The organism is Micromonospora sp. NPDC047187 (genome assembly GCF_040643355.1).
Lineage (GTDB): Bacteria > Actinomycetota > Actinomycetes > Mycobacteriales > Micromonosporaceae > Micromonospora > Micromonospora salmantinae.
Genome location: NZ_JBEYUF010000021.1, coordinates 97,204 through 115,050, shown reverse-complemented (window position 1 = coordinate 115,050; position 17,847 = coordinate 97,204). Strand labels below are relative to the sequence as shown.

Here is a 17,847-nt window from a genome sequence, read left to right as displayed (position 1 = left end):
GGCCGGATCGGCAATGAGCCACCCAAGCGGTCACCGACGCCGAACCTAGCGGCAACCAGCCGAACCGATCACCACCGACATAGAAGCGTCTTGCACTTTCTGTCGCGACAAAAGGTGCCGAAGCCCGCAAATCAGCAACACGAAGTGCAAGATCGCGGGTGCGGGTGCGGGTGCGGGTGCGGGTGCGGGTGCGGGGTGCGGGGGGCGGTTAGGGGGTTTGCTCGGCGTTGCGGGCTATGTTGCGGGCCATCCCGCCGAAGACCACCGCGTGGAACGGGGCCACCGACTTCCAGTACGCGTGCCCCGGCAGGCCGCGCGGCAGGAAGACGGCGCGTTGCTGGTAGCGGCTGCGACCGTCGTCGGCCGGCACCACCCGCATCTCCAGCCAGGCCCGGCCGGGCAGCCGCATCTCGGCGCGCAGTCGCAGCAGCTCGCCCGGGACGATCTCCTCGACCCGCCAGAAGTCCAGCGCCTCACCGACCTGGAGGCGGTGCGGGTCGCGTCGACCCCGGCGCAGCCCGACCCCGCCGATCAGCCGGTCCAGCCAGCCCCGGATCGACCAGGCGAGGGGAAACGAGTACCAGCCGTGTTCGCCGCCGACGCCCTCGACGACCCGCCAGAGCGCCGCTGGTGTTGCGTCCACCGCCCGTTCCCGGACGTCGGTGTAGGCGGTGCCACCGGACCACACCGGGTCGGTGGGCAGTGGCTCGGCGGGCGCGTCCGGGCCGCTCGCGGTGGACCAGCGGGTTTCCACCTGGGCGTCGCGCACCTTAACCAGCGCCAGCGCCACCGCGTCGTCGAAGCCGGTCAGCCCGCCGGGCGGGTCCGGGACGTAGCGGGCGATGTCGTGTTCGTCCGCGACCGCCTCCTGGATCAGGCTCTCCACCAGCGGGCGGGCGATCTTGTTCGGCACCGGGGTGATCAGACCGACCCAGTGCGAGGAGAGCGACGGGGTGAGCACCCGGACCGGCACGATGATCCGCCGGCGCAGCCCGGCCACCCGGGCGTAGCGCTGCATCATCTCGCGGAAGGTGAGCACGTCCGGCCCGCCGATGTCGAAGCCCCGGTTGACCTCCTTTGGCAGGGCGGTGCAGCCGACCAGGTACCTCAGCACGTCGCGGACCGCGATCGGTTGGATCCGGTTGCGCACCCAGCGTGGCGTGATCATGGCCGGTAGCCGCTCGGTCAGGTACCGCAGCATCTCGAACGACGCCGAGCCGGACCCGATGATCACCGCGGCGCGCAGCACCGCCGTGGGCACCCCGCTGCCCAGCAGGATCCGGCCCACCTCGGCACGGGACCGCAGGTGCGGCGAGGGGACCGCGTCGGTCGCCGGCAACGGACCGCCCAGGTAGACGATTCGACGTACGCCGGCCGCGCGCGCCGCCGCCGCGAAGTTGGTCGCCGCCGTTCGGTCGACCGCCTCGAAGTCGGACCGGCCCAACGAGTGCACCAGGAAGTAAGCGACGTCCACGTCGGCGAACGCGGCGGCCAGCGTCTCCGGTCGACTGAGGTCTCCTTCCACGATTTCGGCCGCCGAGGCCCAGGGCACGTCGCGCAGCCGCACCGCCTTGCGGGCGAGGCAGCGCACTGTGTGCCCGTCGGCGAGCAGCAGCGGCGTCAGCCGCCCGCCGATGTAGCCGGTCGCTCCGGTGACGAGGCATCTCACAGGTCCCAGTCTGCGGCCCCCTAGACTCGTTCGCTGTGGAGACCGAGACGAGCACCTTCTGGGGGCCGGATTTCGCGCAGCTCAGGGCCACCGACCCGGAGATCGCCGGGGTGGTCCTCGGCGAGCTGGACCGGTTGCGGGGTGGCCTGCAGCTCATCGCCAGCGAGAACCTGACCTCGCCGGCGGTGCTGGCCGCGCTCGGTTCGACGCTGACCAACAAGTACGCCGAGGGTTACCCGGGTCGGCGCTACTACGGCGGCTGCGCCGAGGTGGACCGGGCCGAGGAGATCGGCATCGCCCGGGCCAAGGAGCTGTTCGGGGCCGAGCACGCCAACCTCCAGCCGCACTCCGGGGCGAGCGCCAACCTGGCCGCGTACGCCGCGTTGGTGCAGCCGGGGGACACGGTGCTGGCGATGGACCTGCCGCACGGCGGGCACCTCACCCACGGCAGTCGGGTGAACTTCTCCGGCAAGTGGTTCCACCCGGTCGGCTACCCGGTCCGGCCGGACACCGAGCAGATCGACTACGACGAGGTACGGGACCTGGCGCGGGCGCACCGACCCAAGCTGATCATCTGTGGGGCCACCGCGTACCCGCGCCTGATCGACTTCGCGCGGTTCCGGGAGATCGCCGACGAGGTCGGCGCGTACCTGATGGTGGACGCGGCGCACTTCATCGGCCTGGTCGCCGGCCGGGCGATCCCGTCTCCGGTGCCGTACGCCGATGTCGTCTGCGCCACCACCCACAAGGTGCTGCGCGGGCCGCGCGGCGGCATGATCCTGTGCCGCGAGTCGCTGGCCCAGCGGATCGACAAGGCGGTCTTCCCGTTCACCCAGGGCGGCCCGCTGATGCACGCGGTAGCGGCCAAGGCGGTCGCGCTGCGCGAGGCCGCCCAGCCGGAGTTCCAGACGTACGCCCGGCAGGTGGTCAGCAACGCCCAGGCGCTCGCCGCCGGGCTGGCCGACGAGGGGATGCGCCCGGTGTCCGGTGGCACCGACACCCACCTCGCCCTGATCGACCTGCGGGAGCTGGGGGTGACCGGCGCCGAGGCCGAGCGCCGCTGCGACGCCGCGTCGATCACCCTGAACAAGAACGCCATCCCGTACGACCCGCAGCCCCCGATGGTGGCCTCCGGCATCCGGGTGGGCACGCCGAGCGTCACCACGCAGGGGATGCGCGAGGGGGAGCTGCGCCAGGTGGCGACGCTGATCGCCCGTGCGGTGCGCACCGATCCCGCTGTTCCGGGCGGGGCCGACGAGTTGACCCGGCTCGGTGCCGAGGTGTCCGAGCTGGTCGCGGCGTTCCCGGCGTACCCCCGTGGCTGAGCCCGGGGTGGTCGGGCCGGACACCGACCGGCGGTGGCGGCTGCGGCACCTGCCGGTGCTGTTGGGCGCGTCGGCGGCGCTCGCGGCGGTCGCCGCCGTGGTGGGGGGGTTGACCGGCGGCGTGACGGCAGCGCTCGGCGCGGCGGCCGGCGTGGGCGTCACGGTGCTCAGCTACACCCTCACCACTGTGGTGCTGGCCCGGGCCGACCAGATCAACCCGCAGTTGCTGCTGCCGCTCGGCCTGGGGCTGTACGTGCTGAAGTTCAGCCTGCTGGGTGTGGTGATGGTGGCGGTGGCGTCGACCGGTTGGCCCGGGTTGATCCCTCTCTGCCTCGGCATCGTCGCCGGGGTGGCAGTGTGGACTGCGGTGCACATCTGGTGGCTGACCACGGTGCACGCTCGTCGGGCGCAGAGTTGACCTGACGGTCGTCCCACCTTTCGGACGCGCGGCAATGTGTCGGCCTCCGGTCATTTTCCGACGGGCGGAAGGGGAGTAGCGTGCCCACAGACGACGGCGCCCACGAGAAGCCCACACAACCACGGTTGTGCGGGGGGTGAGGCACAGCCTCGTCTTCCCGGCTGATATCGTTCGCCCCGTCATGGCTGGTGACCAAACCCCCCGTCCCGCCGGTGAACCGGACGATTATCCGTCCGGTGCCGGTCAGGGTTGGACCGCGCTCAGCTACCTCATCGGAGGCATGCTCGTGTGGGGTTTCATCGGTTGGGTTGTTGACCAGTGGCTCGACACCGGCGGCGTCGCCACCGGGATCGGCGTCGTGCTCGGTATGGCTGGGGGCATCATCCTGGTCATCCGCCGACTCGGCACGCCTACTTAGGAAGGGACGCGGTGTTCGGACAGGCGAACGTTCTGGCAGCGGGCCAGGCGGGATTCCCACCCAGTGTGGACGACTTCTACCTGCCCAGCATCCTGCCCTGGGGTGCGGAGAACTCGTACTGGTTCACCAAGATCACGGCGATGGTCTGGATCGCGGTCGGCGTCCTGATCATCTTCTTCCTGGCGAGCTACCGGAACCCGCAGTTGGTGCCGACCAAGAAGCAGTGGTTCGCCGAGTCGATCTACGGCTTCGTGCGTAACAACATCGCGGTCGACATGATCGGGCACGCGGGTGTGCGGTTCGCTCCCTACTTCACGACGCTGTTCTGCTTCGTGTTGCTGACGAACGCGTTCGCGATCATCCCGCTCTTCCAGATCTCGCCGAACTCGCACATCGCCTTCCCGGCGATTCTCGCGATCATCAGCTACGTGCTGTTCAACTACATCGGCATCAAGAAGCACGGCTTCGTCAAGTACTTCAAGAACTCGCTGATCCCGCCGGCACCCTGGTACATCCTGCCGCTGCTGATCCCGATCGAGCTCTTCTCGACCTTCATCGTCCGGCCGTTCTCGCTCGCGGTGCGTCTCTTCGCGAACATGTTCGCCGGCCACATGCTCCTGCTGGTCTTCACGCTCGGCGGCTTCGCGATGCTGAGCGCCAACGCCTGGCTGGCCCCGGTCTCGGTGCTCTCCTGGGTGATGACCATCGCGCTCACCTTCCTCGAGTTCCTGGTGATCTGCCTGCAGGCATACGTCTTCACCGTCCTCACCGCCAGCTACGTGCAGGGCGCGCTCGCCGAAGAGCACTGATCCACCCGCACCATCCGTTGTCGTCCCGCGTGAGAGTCACGTGTGATAACCAGGAGGAACCACACCAATGGACGCTAGCGTTCTCGCCGAGGTCACCGGTAGCACCGCTGCCATCGGCTACGGTCTCGCCGCCATCGGCCCGGGCATCGGCGTTGGCCTGGTCTTCGCTGCCTACATCCAGTCGACCGCCCGCCAGCCGGAGTCGTCCCGGATGACCCTGCCGTACGTCTGGATCGGCTTCGCCGTCATCGAGGCGCTCGCGCTGCTGGGCATCGCGTTCGGCTTCATCTGGGCCGGCTCCGCCGCCTGATCCAGCCCTTTCGACCGGGAGGTCTTCCATGTACTTCCTCGCCGCCGAGGGTGGTGAGTCCGCCCACAACCCGATCATCCCGCTCTGGCAGGAGATCGTGGTCGGTTCGGTGGCCTTCGCCGTGCTCTGCTTCGTGCTGATGAAGTTCGTCTTCCCGCGCATGGAGCAGACGTTCCAGGCTCGGGTCGACGCGATCGAGGGCGGCATCAAGCGCGCCGAGGCTGCTCAGGCCGAGGCGAACCAGCTGCTCGAGCAGTACCGTGCCCAGCTCGCTGAGGCCCGGACCGACGCCGCCAAGATCCGTGACGACGCGCGGGCCGACGCCGAGGGCATCCGGCAGGACATCCTCGCCAAGGCGCGAGAAGAGTCCGACCGGGTCATCCAGGCGGGCAAGGACGCGCTCGCCGCCGAGCGGGCCACCATCGTGCGCGAGCTGCGCGCGGAGGTCGGCACCATCGCGGTGGACCTGGCCAGCAAGATCGTTGGCGAGTCGCTGGCCGACGAGGCGCGGCGTAAGGGCACCGTCGACCGGTTCCTGAGCGGCCTCGAGAGCACGGGGGCCCGCTGATGCAGGCCGCCAGCCGGGAGTCGTACAAGGTCGCGGCCGAGCGCCTCGACGCGTACGTCCGCGGCGCGGAGCCGTCAGCGGTGGCCTCCACCGCCGACGCCATCCTCTCCGTGGCGACCCTGCTGCGGCGTGAGCCGCGGCTGCGCCGGGCGCTCTCCGAGCCGTCCCGGTCCGGCGAGGATCGCGGCGCTCTGCTCGGCGACATGCTCGGCGGGCGGATCGGCGCGGACGCGCTCGACCTGCTCGTGTCGCTGGTCGCCGGCCGATGGTCGGCACCGTCGGAGCTGCTCGACGGCGCCGAGCGGCTGGGCGTGGAGGCGCTGCTGGCCAGCGCCGACAAGGCCGGCGAGCTGGGCGAGGTCGAGGACGAGCTGTTCCGCTTCGGTCAGGTAGTGGCCGGTCAGTCGGCGCTGAGCAACACGCTCGCCGACCCGGTCGCCCCGGTCGAGCAGCGGGCCACCCTGGCTCGCGAGCTGCTCGCCGACAAGGCCCGTCCGGTCACCGTCCGCCTCGTCGAGGTCGCACTCGGCGGGTACGGCGGGCGCTCCTTCACCGGCGCGCTCACCCGGCTGGTGGAACTCGCCGCCGAGCGACGCGACCGGCAGGTGGCGTACGTGACCGTCGCGGCCCCGTTGAGTGACGAGGACGAGCGCCGGCTGGGTGCGAGCCTCAGCGCGATATACGGTCGAGAGGTCTCCGTCAAGCAGACGGTGGACCCCCACGTCCTGGGTGGCGTGAGCGTGCGGGTCGGCTCCGACCTGTACGACGGCACCATTTTGCGCCGCCTCAACGAGACCCGCAACGCGCTCGCGAAGCGCTGAGCGGCTCCGCCGCCCAGCAATGCGGTGGCTTCGCCGCCCCGGCGCTGAGCGGCTCCGCCGCCCAGCATCGGGGTGACTGGATCGCTCAGTGCCCGGAATGACAGACGCCATTCGGACCGGTCGGTACTAGGTATCCCGGGCCCCTGAATTTTAAGGAAGCAGAGGATGGCCGAGCTGACCATCTCGACGGAGGAGATCCGCGGCGCCCTGGAGCGCTACGTCTCTTCCTACTCGTCCGACGTCTCCCGCGAGGAGGTCGGCACCGTCGCCGACACCGGCGACGGTATCGCCCACGTCGAGGGCCTGCCCTCGACCATGACCAACGAGCTCCTGGAGTTCGAGGACGGCACGCTCGGCGTGGCGTTGAACCTCGACGTCCGGGAGATCGGCGTCGTCGTTCTCGGTGACTCCGCCAAGCTGGAGGAAGGGCAGCGCGTCAAGCGCACCGAGCGGGTTCTCTCCGTTCCGGTCGGCGACGCCTTCCTCGGCCGCGTGGTCAACGCGCTCGGTGAGCCGATCGACGCGCTCGGCGACATCGCCAACGAGGGCTTCCGCGAGCTGGAGCTGCAGGCTCCGAACGTGATGTCCCGGCAGTCCGTCGACGAGCCGCTGCAGACCGGCATCAAGGCCATCGACGCGATGACCCCGATCGGTCGGGGCCAGCGGCAGCTGATCATCGGTGACCGGAAGACCGGTAAGACCACTGTCGCCCTGGACGCCATCCTCAACCAGCGGGACAACTGGCGCACCGGCGACCCGAAGAAGCAGGTTCGCTGCATCTACGTCGCCATCGGCCAGAAGGCCTCCACGATCGCCTCCATCAAGGGGCAGCTCGAGGAGGCGGGCGCGATGGAGTACACCACCATCGTCGCCTCCCCGGCCTCCGACCCGGCCGGCTTCAAGTACCTCGCCCCGTACACCGGCTCGTCCATCGGGCAGCACTGGATGTACGGCGGCAAGCACGTCCTGATCGTCTTCGACGACCTGAGCAAGCAGGCCGAGGCGTACCGCGCCGTGTCGCTGCTGCTGCGTCGCCCGCCGGGCCGTGAGGCGTACCCGGGTGACGTCTTCTACCTGCACTCCCGCCTGCTGGAGCGCTGCGCGAAGCTCTCCGACGAGCTGGGTGGCGGCTCGATGACCGGTCTGCCGATCATCGAGACGAAGGCCAACGACATCTCGGCCTTCATCCCGACCAACGTCATCTCGATCACCGACGGCCAGATCTTCCTGGAGACCGACCTGTTCAACCAGGGCGTTCGTCCGGCGATCAACGTCGGTACCTCGGTCTCCCGAGTCGGTGGCGCCGCGCAGGTGAAGCCGATGAAGAAGGTCGCCGGTTCGCTGCGGCTCAACCTGGCCCAGTACCGCGAGCTGGAGGCGTTCGCCGCCTTCGCCTCCGACCTGGACCGGGCCTCCCGGGCCCAGCTGGACCGCGGTTCGCGCCTGGTCGAGCTGCTCAAGCAGCCGAACTACTCGCCGTTCCCGGTGCAGGAGCAGGTCGTCTCGGTCTGGGCCGGCACCGAGGGCAAGCTGGACGACATCCCGGTGGGCGAGGTTCGGCGCTTCGAGGCCGAGTTCCTCCAGTACCTGCGGCACAAGCACCAGGGTGTGCTGGCCGGCATCGCCGACAACCAGTGGAACGATGACATCATCGGCTCGCTGGACAGCGCGATCGCCGAGTTCAAGCAGGTCTTCCTCGGCAAGGAGGACGAGCGCAAGGTCAACGACGCGCCGGCCGCGCCGCTTGAGGGCGACGAGAACCGCGAGACGGTGACCCGCTTCCGCGACGGCGCGACCGACCGCCCGGCCGAGAGCTGATCCCATGGCGGCCCAGGTACGCGTTCTTCGTCAACGGATCCGCTCGGCGAAGTCGATGAAGAAGATCACCAAGGCGATGGAGCTCGTGGCGACGAGCCGGATCGCCAAGGCTCAGGCCCGGGTGCAGGCGTCCCTGCCGTACGCCCAGGCCATCACCGGTGTGCTCACGGCGCTGGCGTCCAACGCGCGGATCGACCACCCGCTGCTCACCCCGCGTGAGCGGGTGCGGCGGGCCGGCGTCCTGTTGGTCACCAGCGACCGTGGCCTGGCCGGCGGCTACAGCTCCAACGCGATCAGGATGGCGGAGTCGCTGATCGCGCGGCTCAAGGCGGACGGCAAGGAGCCGGTGCTCTACGTCATCGGGCGTAAGGGCGTCGGGTTCTACCGGTTCCGCGAGCGGCCGATCGAGGCGAACTGGACCGGCTTCAGCGAGCAGCCGTCGTTCGAGGACGCCCGTACCGTTGGTGAGACGCTGATCAAGGCGTTCACTGCCGGTGCGGACGACGTCGACGGCGGCGCCGGAGCGGACGGGGTGCTCGGGGTCGACGAGTTGCACATCGTCTACACCGAGTTCCACTCGCTCATGACGCAGAACCCGGTGACCAAGGTCATCGGTCCGATGCAGGTGGAGGACCGGCCGCGCTCCGAGGGGTTGCTGCCGGCGTACGAGTTCGAGCCGGAGGCGGAGGCGCTGCTCGACGCGCTCCTGCCGAGGTACATCAACACGCGGATCTACGCGGCGTTGATCGAGTCGGCGGCGAGTGAGTCGGCGGCACGGCGGCGGGCGATGAAGAGCGCCACCGACAACGCCGAAGAGATGATCGAGAAGTACACGCGCGAGATGAACTCGGCTCGCCAGGCCGGGATCACCCAGGAGATCAGCGAGATCGTCGGCGGCGCCAACGCGCTGGCCGCGTCGGGAAGTGAAGTGTGATGACTGCACCAGTAGAGACCAAGACGGCCACGGGTCGCGTGGTCCGGGTCATCGGCCCGGTCGTCGACGCCGAGTTCCCGCGCGACGCCATGCCGCCCCTGTTCAACGCCTTGAACGTGAAGGTGAACCTGTCCGGCGGTGAGAAGACGCTGACCCTGGAGGTTGCCCAGCACCTGGGTGACAACCTGGTCCGTGCCATCTCGATGCAGCCGACCGACGGCCTGGTCCGTGGCGCCGAGGTGCGCGACCGCGGCGAGCCGATCACGGTGCCGGTGGGCGACGCGGTCAAGGGCAAGGTGTTCAACGCGATCGGCGAGGTGCTCAACCTCAAAGAGGGCGAGACGTTCGAGGCCGACGACCGGTGGGGCATCCACCGCAAGGCCCCGGCCTTCGCGGACCTCGAGCCGAAGACCGAGATGCTGGAGACCGGCATCAAGGTCATCGACCTGCTCGCCCCGTACGTCAAGGGCGGCAAGATCGGCCTGTTCGGCGGCGCGGGCGTGGGCAAGACGGTGCTCATCCAGGAGATGATCACCCGGGTCGCCCGCAACTTCGGTGGCACCTCGGTGTTCGCCGGCGTGGGTGAGCGCACCCGTGAGGGCAACGACCTCATCGCCGAGATGACCGAGTCCGGCGTCATCGACAAGACCGCGCTGGTCTACGGCCAGATGGACGAGCCGCCGGGCACCCGGCTGCGGGTGGCGCTCTCCGCGCTGACCATGGCCGAGTACTTCCGGGACGTGAAGAAGCAGGAGGTGCTGCTCTTCATCGACAACATCTTCCGCTTCACGCAGGCCGGTTCGGAGGTGTCCACCCTGCTCGGCCGTATGCCGAGCGCCGTGGGTTACCAGCCGACCCTGGCCGACGAGATGGGCGAGCTCCAGGAGCGGATCACCTCCGTCCGGGGCCAGGCCATCACCTCCATGCAGGCGATCTACGTGCCGGCGGACGACTACACCGACCCCGCCCCGGCCACCACGTTCGCCCACCTGGACGCGACCACCAACCTGGAGCGGTCGATCTCCGACAAGGGCATCTACCCGGCCGTGGACCCGCTGGCGTCCTCGTCCCGGATCCTCGCCCCGGAGTTCGTCGGCGCCGAGCACTTCCAGGTAGCCACCGAGGTGAAGCGGATCCTGCAGCGCTACCGCGACCTGCAGGACATCATCGCCATCCTCGGTATCGAGGAGCTCTCCGAGGAAGACAAGATCACCGTGGCTCGCGCCCGGCGGATCGAGCGCTTCCTCTCGCAGAACACCTACGCGGCGGAGCAGTTCACCGGCGTGCCGGGCTCGACGGTCCCGATCAAGGAGACCATCGAGGCGTTCCGCAAGATCAGCGAGGGTGAGTACGACCACTTCCCCGAGCAGGCGTTCTTCATGTGCGGCGGTCTCGAGGACCTGGAGCGCAAGGCTGAGGAGCTGATGAAGAGCTGACCCAGCTCTCATCCGATTCGTAGCAAAAAGACTGCCCCGGCAATGCCGGGGCAGTCTTTTGTTCATGTTCGCGTCTTACCATCGTCGCGGTCCGTTACTCGTGGTCGTCACTTCCGCGGCTCCCGAGCTACGGTTCGTTCCGCGCTCACCTGAACGAGCGTTGATCTCTGCAACCTTTCGACGACGTGCGCCCGTCTTCCTCGTCGTGGGCGTAACGAACGGAGCTGCTCGTGGGTAAGGCCGGCAAGAGTGGCCGCAAGCCGTCCATCTGGCGAGGTGTGCCGCGATGGGCCAGGATCTGCACGGTGTTCGGCACCGTGCTGACCGTGCTCAGCGGCGCCGTGCTGGTCGGCACCGAGGTGCTCATGGCCCGCTACGAGGGGTCCGTCGGCAAGGCCGACCTCTTCGGCGACCAGGCGGCGGGCGCCCAGGCGAAGAAGAGCGACATCAAGGGTCCGCTGAACATCCTGCTCGTCGGCATCGACCCGCGTACGCCGACGGCCGCGCCGCTGGCCGACTCGATCATGGTGTTGCACGTGCCGGCCTCGATGGACCGGGCCTACCTGTTCTCGCTGCCTCGTGACCTCTACGTGCGGATCCCGGCGTTCAAGAAGGCCGACTTCCCGGGTGAGACCACGAAGATCAACGCCGCGATGTCCTTCGGCAGCAAGGTGCCGGGGGCCAACCCCGACGCGGCGCGGGGCTTCGAGTTGCTGGCCGCCACAGTGCAGAACGTCACGGGCATCAAGCGCTTCGACGCCGGCGCGATCATCAACTTCACCGGTTTCCAGAAGATCGTCGACGCCATGGGCGGCGTCGACATGTACATCGAGCGCGACGTGAAGTCCGAGCACAAGCAGCCGGACGGCAAGCCGCGGCCGGGCAACACCCGTGGTGAGGGCTACGTCGGCCCGCAGGCGATCTACAAGAAGGGCAACCGGCACCTGAGTGGGTGGCAGGCGCTGGACTACGTCCGGCAGCGCTACCCGAAGAACGGCGTTCCGGATTCCGACTACGGTCGGCAGCGCCACCAGCAGCAGTTCGTCAAGGCCATGGTGGGCCAGGCGTTCAGCGCCGACGTGGTGTCCAACCCGATCAAGCTGGACAAGGTGCTCCGCGCCGCCGGCCAGTCGTTGATCTTCAGCGGTCGAGGCAACAGCGTTGTCGACTTCGGGCTAGCCCTGAAGGACATCCGCCCGAACACCATCGAGATGATCAAGCTGCCCGGCGGCGGGGTCTTCGAGGGCAGTAAGTACCTGGGCGAGCAGTTCCAGGAGGGTGTTCCGGACTTCTTCACCGCTCTGCACAACGAGCAACTCGACCCGTTCCTGCTGGAGCACCCGGAATTCGTCAACAAGGCCAAGTAGTCAGGTCGGCGTTGTCCCCACCCGCGTTGGGCGCGCCGCGTCGTCAGGCTAGACTTTCGGCAATCCGTAGCCGCAGCAAGGAGACAGCGTGGCACAGCAGCTTCACGTCGAGCTCGTCGCCGTCGAGGAGAAGGTCTGGTCCGGTGACGCCGAGATGGTCGTCGCCCGGACGACCGAAGGCGAGCTCGGTGTCCTGCCGGGGCACGCGCCGCTGCTCGGCCAACTCGCCGAGCCCGGCCAGGTACGCATCAAGCTCGCCGGCGGCGAGCAGGTCGCCTACGAGGTGGCCGGCGGCTTCCTCTCGGTGAGCGCCGACGGGGTCACCGTGCTGGCCGAGAGCGCAACCCCGGTCTCCGCGCAGAGCCGCTGAGCCACACCGGGGATGGAGATCGTCGAAGGATTCGGAATCGGCGTTGTCGTCATCCTCGGCGCGCTTCTGATCCTCTTCGTCCGGCGAGCTCTGGTCACCCGCAGCGGTGGCATCATCCGGCTCAGCGTCCGGGTCTCCACCATGCTCGACGGCCGCGGCTGGTCGCCCGGCTTCGGCCGGTTCGCGGGTGACGAGCTGCGCTGGTACCGGATGTTCAGCTTCGCGATCCGGCCCAAGCGGGTTCTCTCCCGCAAGGGGCTGGCTGTGGAGCGCCGCCGGTTGCCCGAAGGTCAGGAACGCTTCTCCATGCCGGCCGACTGGGTGATCCTCCGCTGTACCAGTGACCACGCACCGGTGGAGATCGCCATGGCGCGATCGACAGTGACTGGTTTTCTCTCCTGGCTCGAGGCCGCCCCTCCGGGGGCGGTCTCGCCGCGTATGGCCTCCCAGGACTGGCCGGCTGCCTGATCGGCTCTTTCTGTGGTTGCTCTTCTCGGTTTCCGGGGGAGCCCGCCCGGCTCCGGGCGGTCAGGCTTGATCCCTGCGCCGGGCGGGCTCCCCCGGAAACCCTTCGTTGGGCACTGTCCGCCGGCTCGGCGCGGGCTTTGATCACCTGCCGTTACCGATGCGGCTGGGTCCTGCCTCCTCGGTGCGCGCAGCGAGCCGGCCCCGCGCAGCGCGCCGGGCTGGTGATCGGCTCGGTTTTCTTGATGTCGGGGTGTTCTGGTGGCTGGGATGGGCCCGCTTGGCTACGCGTGGTGGCGGGCAGAGTGGGAAACCAGACCTCGACGTGGTGCGGAGCGCCCGACGTTCAGCGCTTGCCGCCCGGCACCCATAGCACGTCTCCTGCCGGATTTGCCGTTCTTGACAGGATAAAGAGCAGATCGGAGAGCCGGTTGAGATACTTTGCCGGGAGCGTGCTGGTTCGTTCCGGATCGTGGCTGACCAGCGCCCACGCTGCCCGTTCGGCACGCCGGGCGACGGTCCGCGCCACGTGCAGCAGCGCCGCACCCGCGGTGCCGCCGGGGAGGATGAAGGAGTCGAGCTTGCTCAGGCGTGCGTTGTACTCGTCGCACCAGCCCTCCAGGCGCTCGACGTACTCCTCGGTGACCCGCAGCGGCGGGTACTTCGGCTCCGGCTCGACCGGGGTGGACAGGTCGGCGCCGACGTCGAACAGGTCGTTCTGCACCGACCCCAGCACGCCGCGAAGCTCCTCGTCGAGGTTTCCCAGCGCGAGCGCGACGCCGATCGCCGCGTTGCACTCGTCGACATCCGCGTACGCGGCGATCCGTGGATCGGTCTTCGGCACCTGCTCGTTGTTGCTCAGCCTGGTCATGCCGGCGTCGCCGGCCTTGGTGTAGATGCGCGTGAGGTGGACGGCCATGACGCACAGCCTACGGATTCCCGACCTGACGATCCCGGCGCGGCCGGACAGCACCGCCGGCTGGCCGGTGGTGGTGGGCCCCGGCGACGCCGGCGATTCGGCGGTCAACGACGTCGACGTCATCCGGGTACGCGGTGACGCCCGACTGTCCGGCACCGTGCACGTGGTCGGTGCCAAGAACTCGGCGTTGAAGCTGATGGCCGCCGCGCTGCTCGCGCCGGGCCGCAGTGTGATCACCAACGTCCCCCGGATCACCGACATCGCGATCATGGGGGAGGTGCTGCGTCGGCTGGGCTGCGACGTCCAGTTCGACGCGGACGACCCGGTCGACCCGATGGTCGCCCGTGGCGGCGTGGCCCGGTCCCGGTCGGTGACGATCGACGTACCCGAGCAGCCGGGCGCGGAGGCCGACTACGACCTGGTCCGCCGGTTGCGTGCGTCGATCTGCGTGCTCGGCCCGTTGCTGGCCCGCCGGGGGTACGTGCGGGTGGCCCATCCCGGCGGCGACGCGATCGGCTCGCGGGGGTTGGACATGCACATCTCCGGGCTGACCCGGATGGGCGCGGAGATCTCCGGTGAGCACGGGTTCGTCATCGCCTCCGCCCCGCACGGGCTGCGCGGCGCGGACATCGTGCTGGATTTCCCCAGCGTCGGCGCGACCGAGAACCTGGTGATGGCGGCGGTGCTGGCCCAGGGCACCACGATGATCGACAACGCCGCCCGGGAGCCGGAGATCGTCGACATCTGCACGATGCTCAACCAGATGGGCGCGCGCATCGTCGGCGCGGGCACGTCGACGTTGCGCATCACCGGTGTGCCCGGTCTGCGTCCGGTGCGCCACGCCACTGTGGGGGACCGGATCGTCGCCGGCACCTGGGCGTTCGGCGCGGCGATGACCCGGGGCGACGTGACGGTGACCGGGCTGGACCCGGCCTTCCTGGAGGTCGCCCTGGACAAGGTGGTGGCCGCCGGCGGGCTGGTGGAGACCCGGGCAGACGGCTTCCGCGTACGGATGGACGAGCGGCCCCGGGCGGTGGACGTGGTGACGCTGCCGTACCCCGGCTTCGCCACCGATCTGCTGCCGATGGCGATCGGGCTGGCGGCCGTCAGTGACGGCGCCTCCCTGATCACCGAGAACATCTTCGACGGCCGGTTCATGTTCGCCAACGAGATGATGCGGCTCGGCGCGGACATCAAGACCGACGGGCACCACGCTGTGGTCCGGGGCCGGGATCGGCTCTCCGGTGCCCCGGTGCGGGCCACCGACATCCGGGCCGGAGCAGGGTTGATCATTGCCGGACTCTGCGCGGAGGGGGTCACCGAGGTCTCCCACGTGCACCACGTCGACCGGGGCTACCCGGACTTCGTCGCCGACCTGCGTGCGCTCGGGGTGGCGGTCGAGCGGGGCACCACGCCGGAGGAGCCGGCACTGGAGATCTGAGGCCCCCACGACCCCGGCCCGACCGCCACTTAGCCATCGTTCAGGCTCGCCGACTAGGGTGCAGGCAGGCACTCAATCGCAGCGAGGGAGAAGCAGATGGCGGGTCGACTCGCGGTCGTCGGGGCCGGGCTGATGGGCTCCGGCATCGCCCAGGTGGCGGCGCAGGCGGGCTGGCAGGTGACGCTGCGCGACCTGGACGACGCGGCCACCACCCGGGGTCTCGGCGGTATTCGGAAGTCACTGGAGAAGTTCGCCGAGAAGGGCAAGATCGAGGCGTCCGAGGTCGAGCCGACGCTGGCTCGGATCACCCCGACCACCGACCTGGAGGCGGCGGCCGACGCGGACATCGTGGTCGAGGCGGTCTTCGAGCGCCTGGAGATCAAGCACGAGGTGTTCCGCGCCCTGGACAAGATCTGCAAGTCGGACGCGGTGCTCGCCACCAACACCTCGGCGATCCCGGTCACCCAGATCGCCGCGGTGACCGAGCGGCCCGAGGCGGTGGTCGGCACCCACTTCTTCTCCCCGGTGCCGATGATGCAGCTCTGCGAGCTGGTGCGCGGTTACAAGACCACCGACGCCACGCTGGACACCGCGCGGGCCTTCGCCGAGGAGATCGGTAAGACGGTCGTCGTGGTCAACCGGGACATCGCCGGCTTCGTCACCACCCGGCTGATCTCCGCCCTGGTGATGGAGGCGGTCAAGCTGGTCGAGTCCGGGGTGGTGTCCGCGGAGGACCTGGACACCGCCTGCCGGCTGGGCTTCGGGCACGCGATGGGCCCGCTGGCCACCACCGACCTGACCGGCGTGGACGTGCTGCTGCACGCCTCGAAGAACATCTACACCGACACCGCCGACGAGAAGTTCTTCCCGCCGGAGCTGCTCCAGCGGATGGTCACCGCCGGCGACCTGGGCCGCAAGACCGGCAAGGGCTTCTACACGTACTGAGTCGTGGCGACCGGGGCGGGCGTCCGCCCCGGTCGGCCGCTCAGCCGTCGCGCTTGGTGGTCCAGCGGAAGGTGGTCAGGCAGAGCACCACACCGATCACGCACCACAGGGCCAGCACCACCGCCACCCGGCCCAGCTCGAACGAGCCGCCCGGCTCCTGGGCGCCGAAGCTCTCCGGCAGGAACACCGACCGCAGCCCCTGGCACATCCACTTGAGCGGGAACAGCGCCGCCACCTGCTGCATCCAGGTGGGCAGGTCGGTGAAGACGAAGAACACCCCGGAGATGAACTGGAGCACCAGGGCGACGGGGGTGACCACCGCCGAGCCGCTGCGGGCGGTGCGGGCCAGCGACGAGATCGCGATGCCGCACAGGGTGCACGCGGTCACCCCGAGCACGGCGACCCAGCCGAAGGTGAACCACTTCGCGGCGGTGCCCGGCAGGTCGAGGTCGAACAGCGCCACCGCGACGGCCAACAGCAGGACCGTCTCGGCGATGCCGATCGCCACCACCATGATCACTTTGCCGGCGAACCAGACCCACTTCGGCATCGGCGTGCCCCGGTAGCGCTTGAGCACGCCCCGGTCCCGCTCGATCGGGATCCAGATGCCGAGGTTCTGGAAGCTCACAGTCATCAGGCCGGTCGCGATCATGCCGGTGATGAAGTACTGGGTGAACTTGACCCCGCCGCCGATCGTGCCGTCGAAGATCGACGCGAAGATCAGGATCATGATGATGGGGAAGCCCATCGTGAAGACGACCGACTCCCGGCTGCGCAGGAACTGGGTGATCTCCAGTCGGCCCTGGCGCAGGGCGAGCGCGCCGGCACCCGGCCGCCGGCCGCGAGTCGCGGTGACCGGCGTCGCCGGCTTCGTCGTGGTCGTCATCGCGCGTGTCCGATCATGGTGAGGTAGACGTCCTCCAGGGTCGGCCGGGTCACCGTGAGCCCGGGGACCTCGCCGCCGTAGCGCGCGGCGAGGTCGGCCACGAAGGCCGTCGGCGTCGCGCTCTGCGCGCTTTCCCGCGTCCCTTCCGGGGTACGCCAGGAGACCGTCGCGAGGGCCTCCTGCCGATTGCCCAGCCGGTTGGGGGCGGCGACCTCGACCAGCCGGCCGCCGGCGATCACGCCGACCCGGTCGGCGAGGGCCTCGGCCTCGTCCAGGTAGTGGGTGGTGAGCACGATTGTGGTGCCGGCCGCGGCGAGATCGCGGATCAGCTCCCAGAACTCGCGGCGGGCCTCCGGGTCGAAACCGGTGGTCGGCTCGTCGAGGAAAAGCAGCTCGGGACGGCCGACGATGCCCAGGGCCACGTCCAGGCGGCGCTTCTGCCCGCCGGAGAGGGTGTGCGTCCGGGCCTTCGCCTTGTCGGCCAGCCCGACCCGCTCGATCACCTTGTCCGGGTCGTCCGCGTCGGGGTAGAAGCCGGAGAAGTGCCGGATCACCTCGGCCACTGTCAGCTCGTCGAACTCGCCGGTGCCCTGGAGCACGATGCCGACCCGGGAGCGCCAGTCGGCATCCGGTCGGGCCGGATCGACGCCGAGGACTGTGACCTCGCCGGCGTCCCGGCGGCGGTAGCCCTCCAGGATCTCCACCGTGGTGGTCTTGCCGGCGCCGTTCGGGCCGAGCAACGCGAACACCTCGCCCCGGTGGACGTCCAGGTCCACGCCCGCCACCGCCACGTTGTCGCCGTACGCCTTGCGCAGCCCTCGGACGGAGATGGCCAGCTCGTCATCCATGCCGTCCAGTGTGCGTCCTGGCCTGGGCCGGGTGGTGCCCGGGGTGTGGCGGTCCACGCCACTGCGGGCGCTTGCCACCC

At 69.5% G+C, this 17,847-nt stretch carries 19 protein-coding genes; 15 read left to right on the top strand and 4 right to left on the bottom strand.

Features of this window, described 5'->3' with window-relative positions; genetic code table 11:
* Positions 1-208 precede the first annotated feature (208 nt).
* On the bottom strand, positions 209-1,669 hold the full coding sequence (locus ABZ794_RS26520) for an SDR family oxidoreductase (RefSeq protein ID WP_210785823.1): 1,461 nt from the start codon (positions 1,667-1,669) through the stop codon (positions 209-211).
* A 35-nt stretch (positions 1,670-1,704) separates the two neighbouring features.
* Here ABZ794_RS26520 and glyA point away from each other — a divergent pair, with 35 nt between their 5' ends.
* The 13 genes from glyA (at position 1,705) to ABZ794_RS26455 (ending at position 12,731) form a co-directional block, all read left to right on the top strand.
* Entirely contained in the window at positions 1,705-2,994 is a 1,290-nt protein-coding gene (glyA, locus tag ABZ794_RS26515; protein ID WP_210785822.1) for a serine hydroxymethyltransferase, read from the top strand.
* Positions 2,987-3,412 (top strand): hypothetical protein, encoded by a 426-nt coding sequence (locus ABZ794_RS26510; protein WP_357518067.1) that lies wholly within the window; start codon positions 2,987-2,989, stop codon positions 3,410-3,412. The genes glyA and ABZ794_RS26510 overlap by 8 nt, the downstream gene beginning before the upstream one ends.
* A gap of 181 nt (positions 3,413-3,593) precedes the next feature.
* Entirely contained in the window at positions 3,594-3,830 is a 237-nt protein-coding gene (locus tag ABZ794_RS26505) for an AtpZ/AtpI family protein (protein ID WP_210785820.1), read from the top strand.
* Positions 3,831-3,841: 11 nt separating this feature from the next.
* Entirely contained in the window at positions 3,842-4,639 is a 798-nt protein-coding gene (gene atpB, locus ABZ794_RS26500) for a F0F1 ATP synthase subunit A (RefSeq protein WP_210785819.1), read from the top strand.
* Between the two features lie 67 nt (positions 4,640-4,706).
* Positions 4,707-4,949: a F0F1 ATP synthase subunit C gene (locus tag ABZ794_RS26495; protein WP_130404096.1), complete on the top strand. Its 243-nt coding sequence runs from the start codon at positions 4,707-4,709 to the stop codon at positions 4,947-4,949.
* A 28-nt stretch (positions 4,950-4,977) separates the two neighbouring features.
* The gene (locus tag ABZ794_RS26490; RefSeq protein WP_130404094.1) at positions 4,978-5,517 is read left to right on the top strand and encodes a F0F1 ATP synthase subunit B; all 540 of its coding nucleotides are present in this window, start codon (positions 4,978-4,980) and stop codon (positions 5,515-5,517) included.
* Complete coding sequence (locus ABZ794_RS26485; protein ID WP_210785818.1) at positions 5,517-6,338, top strand: F0F1 ATP synthase subunit delta; 822 nt, start codon at positions 5,517-5,519, stop codon at positions 6,336-6,338. The genes ABZ794_RS26490 and ABZ794_RS26485 overlap by 1 nt, the downstream gene beginning before the upstream one ends.
* A gap of 165 nt (positions 6,339-6,503) precedes the next feature.
* Entirely contained in the window at positions 6,504-8,156 is a 1,653-nt protein-coding gene (atpA, locus tag ABZ794_RS26480) for a F0F1 ATP synthase subunit alpha (protein ID WP_210785816.1), read from the top strand.
* Positions 8,157-8,160: 4 nt separating this feature from the next.
* A complete protein-coding gene (locus ABZ794_RS26475) occupies positions 8,161-9,090 on the top strand; it encodes a F0F1 ATP synthase subunit gamma (protein ID WP_210785814.1) in 930 nt (309 codons plus the stop codon).
* Positions 9,090-10,526 (top strand): F0F1 ATP synthase subunit beta, encoded by a 1,437-nt coding sequence (gene atpD / locus ABZ794_RS26470; RefSeq protein WP_210785813.1) that lies wholly within the window; start codon positions 9,090-9,092, stop codon positions 10,524-10,526. The genes ABZ794_RS26475 and atpD overlap by 1 nt, the downstream gene beginning before the upstream one ends.
* 224 nt (positions 10,527-10,750) lie before the next feature.
* Entirely contained in the window at positions 10,751-11,893 is a 1,143-nt protein-coding gene (locus ABZ794_RS26465; protein ID WP_210785826.1) for an LCP family protein, read from the top strand.
* 88 nt (positions 11,894-11,981) lie between these two features.
* Positions 11,982-12,263, top strand: coding sequence for a F0F1 ATP synthase subunit epsilon (locus tag ABZ794_RS26460; RefSeq protein WP_030333186.1), 282 nt, complete (start codon positions 11,982-11,984; stop codon positions 12,261-12,263).
* A 12-nt stretch (positions 12,264-12,275) separates the two neighbouring features.
* Positions 12,276-12,731: a DUF2550 domain-containing protein gene (locus tag ABZ794_RS26455; protein ID WP_210785812.1), complete on the top strand. Its 456-nt coding sequence runs from the start codon at positions 12,276-12,278 to the stop codon at positions 12,729-12,731.
* Between the two features lie 343 nt (positions 12,732-13,074).
* On the opposite strand, the gene ABZ794_RS26450 is transcribed toward ABZ794_RS26455, so the two are convergent.
* Complete coding sequence (locus ABZ794_RS26450) at positions 13,075-13,647, bottom strand: cob(I)yrinic acid a,c-diamide adenosyltransferase (protein ID WP_091405871.1); 573 nt, start codon at positions 13,645-13,647, stop codon at positions 13,075-13,077.
* Here ABZ794_RS26450 and murA point away from each other — a divergent pair.
* Both murA and ABZ794_RS26440 read left to right on the top strand, forming a co-directional pair.
* Positions 13,646-15,088, top strand: coding sequence for a UDP-N-acetylglucosamine 1-carboxyvinyltransferase (gene murA / locus ABZ794_RS26445; protein WP_210785811.1), 1,443 nt, complete (start codon positions 13,646-13,648; stop codon positions 15,086-15,088). The genes ABZ794_RS26450 and murA overlap by 2 nt on opposite strands.
* Positions 15,089-15,184: 96 nt before the next feature.
* Positions 15,185-16,033, top strand: a complete 849-nt coding sequence (locus tag ABZ794_RS26440) for a 3-hydroxyacyl-CoA dehydrogenase family protein (RefSeq protein ID WP_357518061.1) — start codon at positions 15,185-15,187, stop codon at positions 16,031-16,033.
* A gap of 40 nt (positions 16,034-16,073) precedes the next feature.
* Here ABZ794_RS26440 and ABZ794_RS26435 read toward each other — a convergent pair whose 3' ends face one another.
* Together ABZ794_RS26435 and ABZ794_RS26430 are read right to left on the bottom strand one after the other, a co-directional pair.
* On the bottom strand, positions 16,074-16,919 hold the full coding sequence (locus ABZ794_RS26435) for an ABC transporter permease (RefSeq protein WP_112584029.1): 846 nt from the start codon (positions 16,917-16,919) through the stop codon (positions 16,074-16,076).
* Positions 16,916-17,767 (bottom strand): ABC transporter ATP-binding protein, encoded by an 852-nt coding sequence (locus tag ABZ794_RS26430; RefSeq protein ID WP_238688528.1) that lies wholly within the window; start codon positions 17,765-17,767, stop codon positions 16,916-16,918. Before ABZ794_RS26430 ends, ABZ794_RS26435 begins: the two co-directional genes overlap by 4 nt.
* Positions 17,768-17,847: the final 80 nt, after the last annotated feature.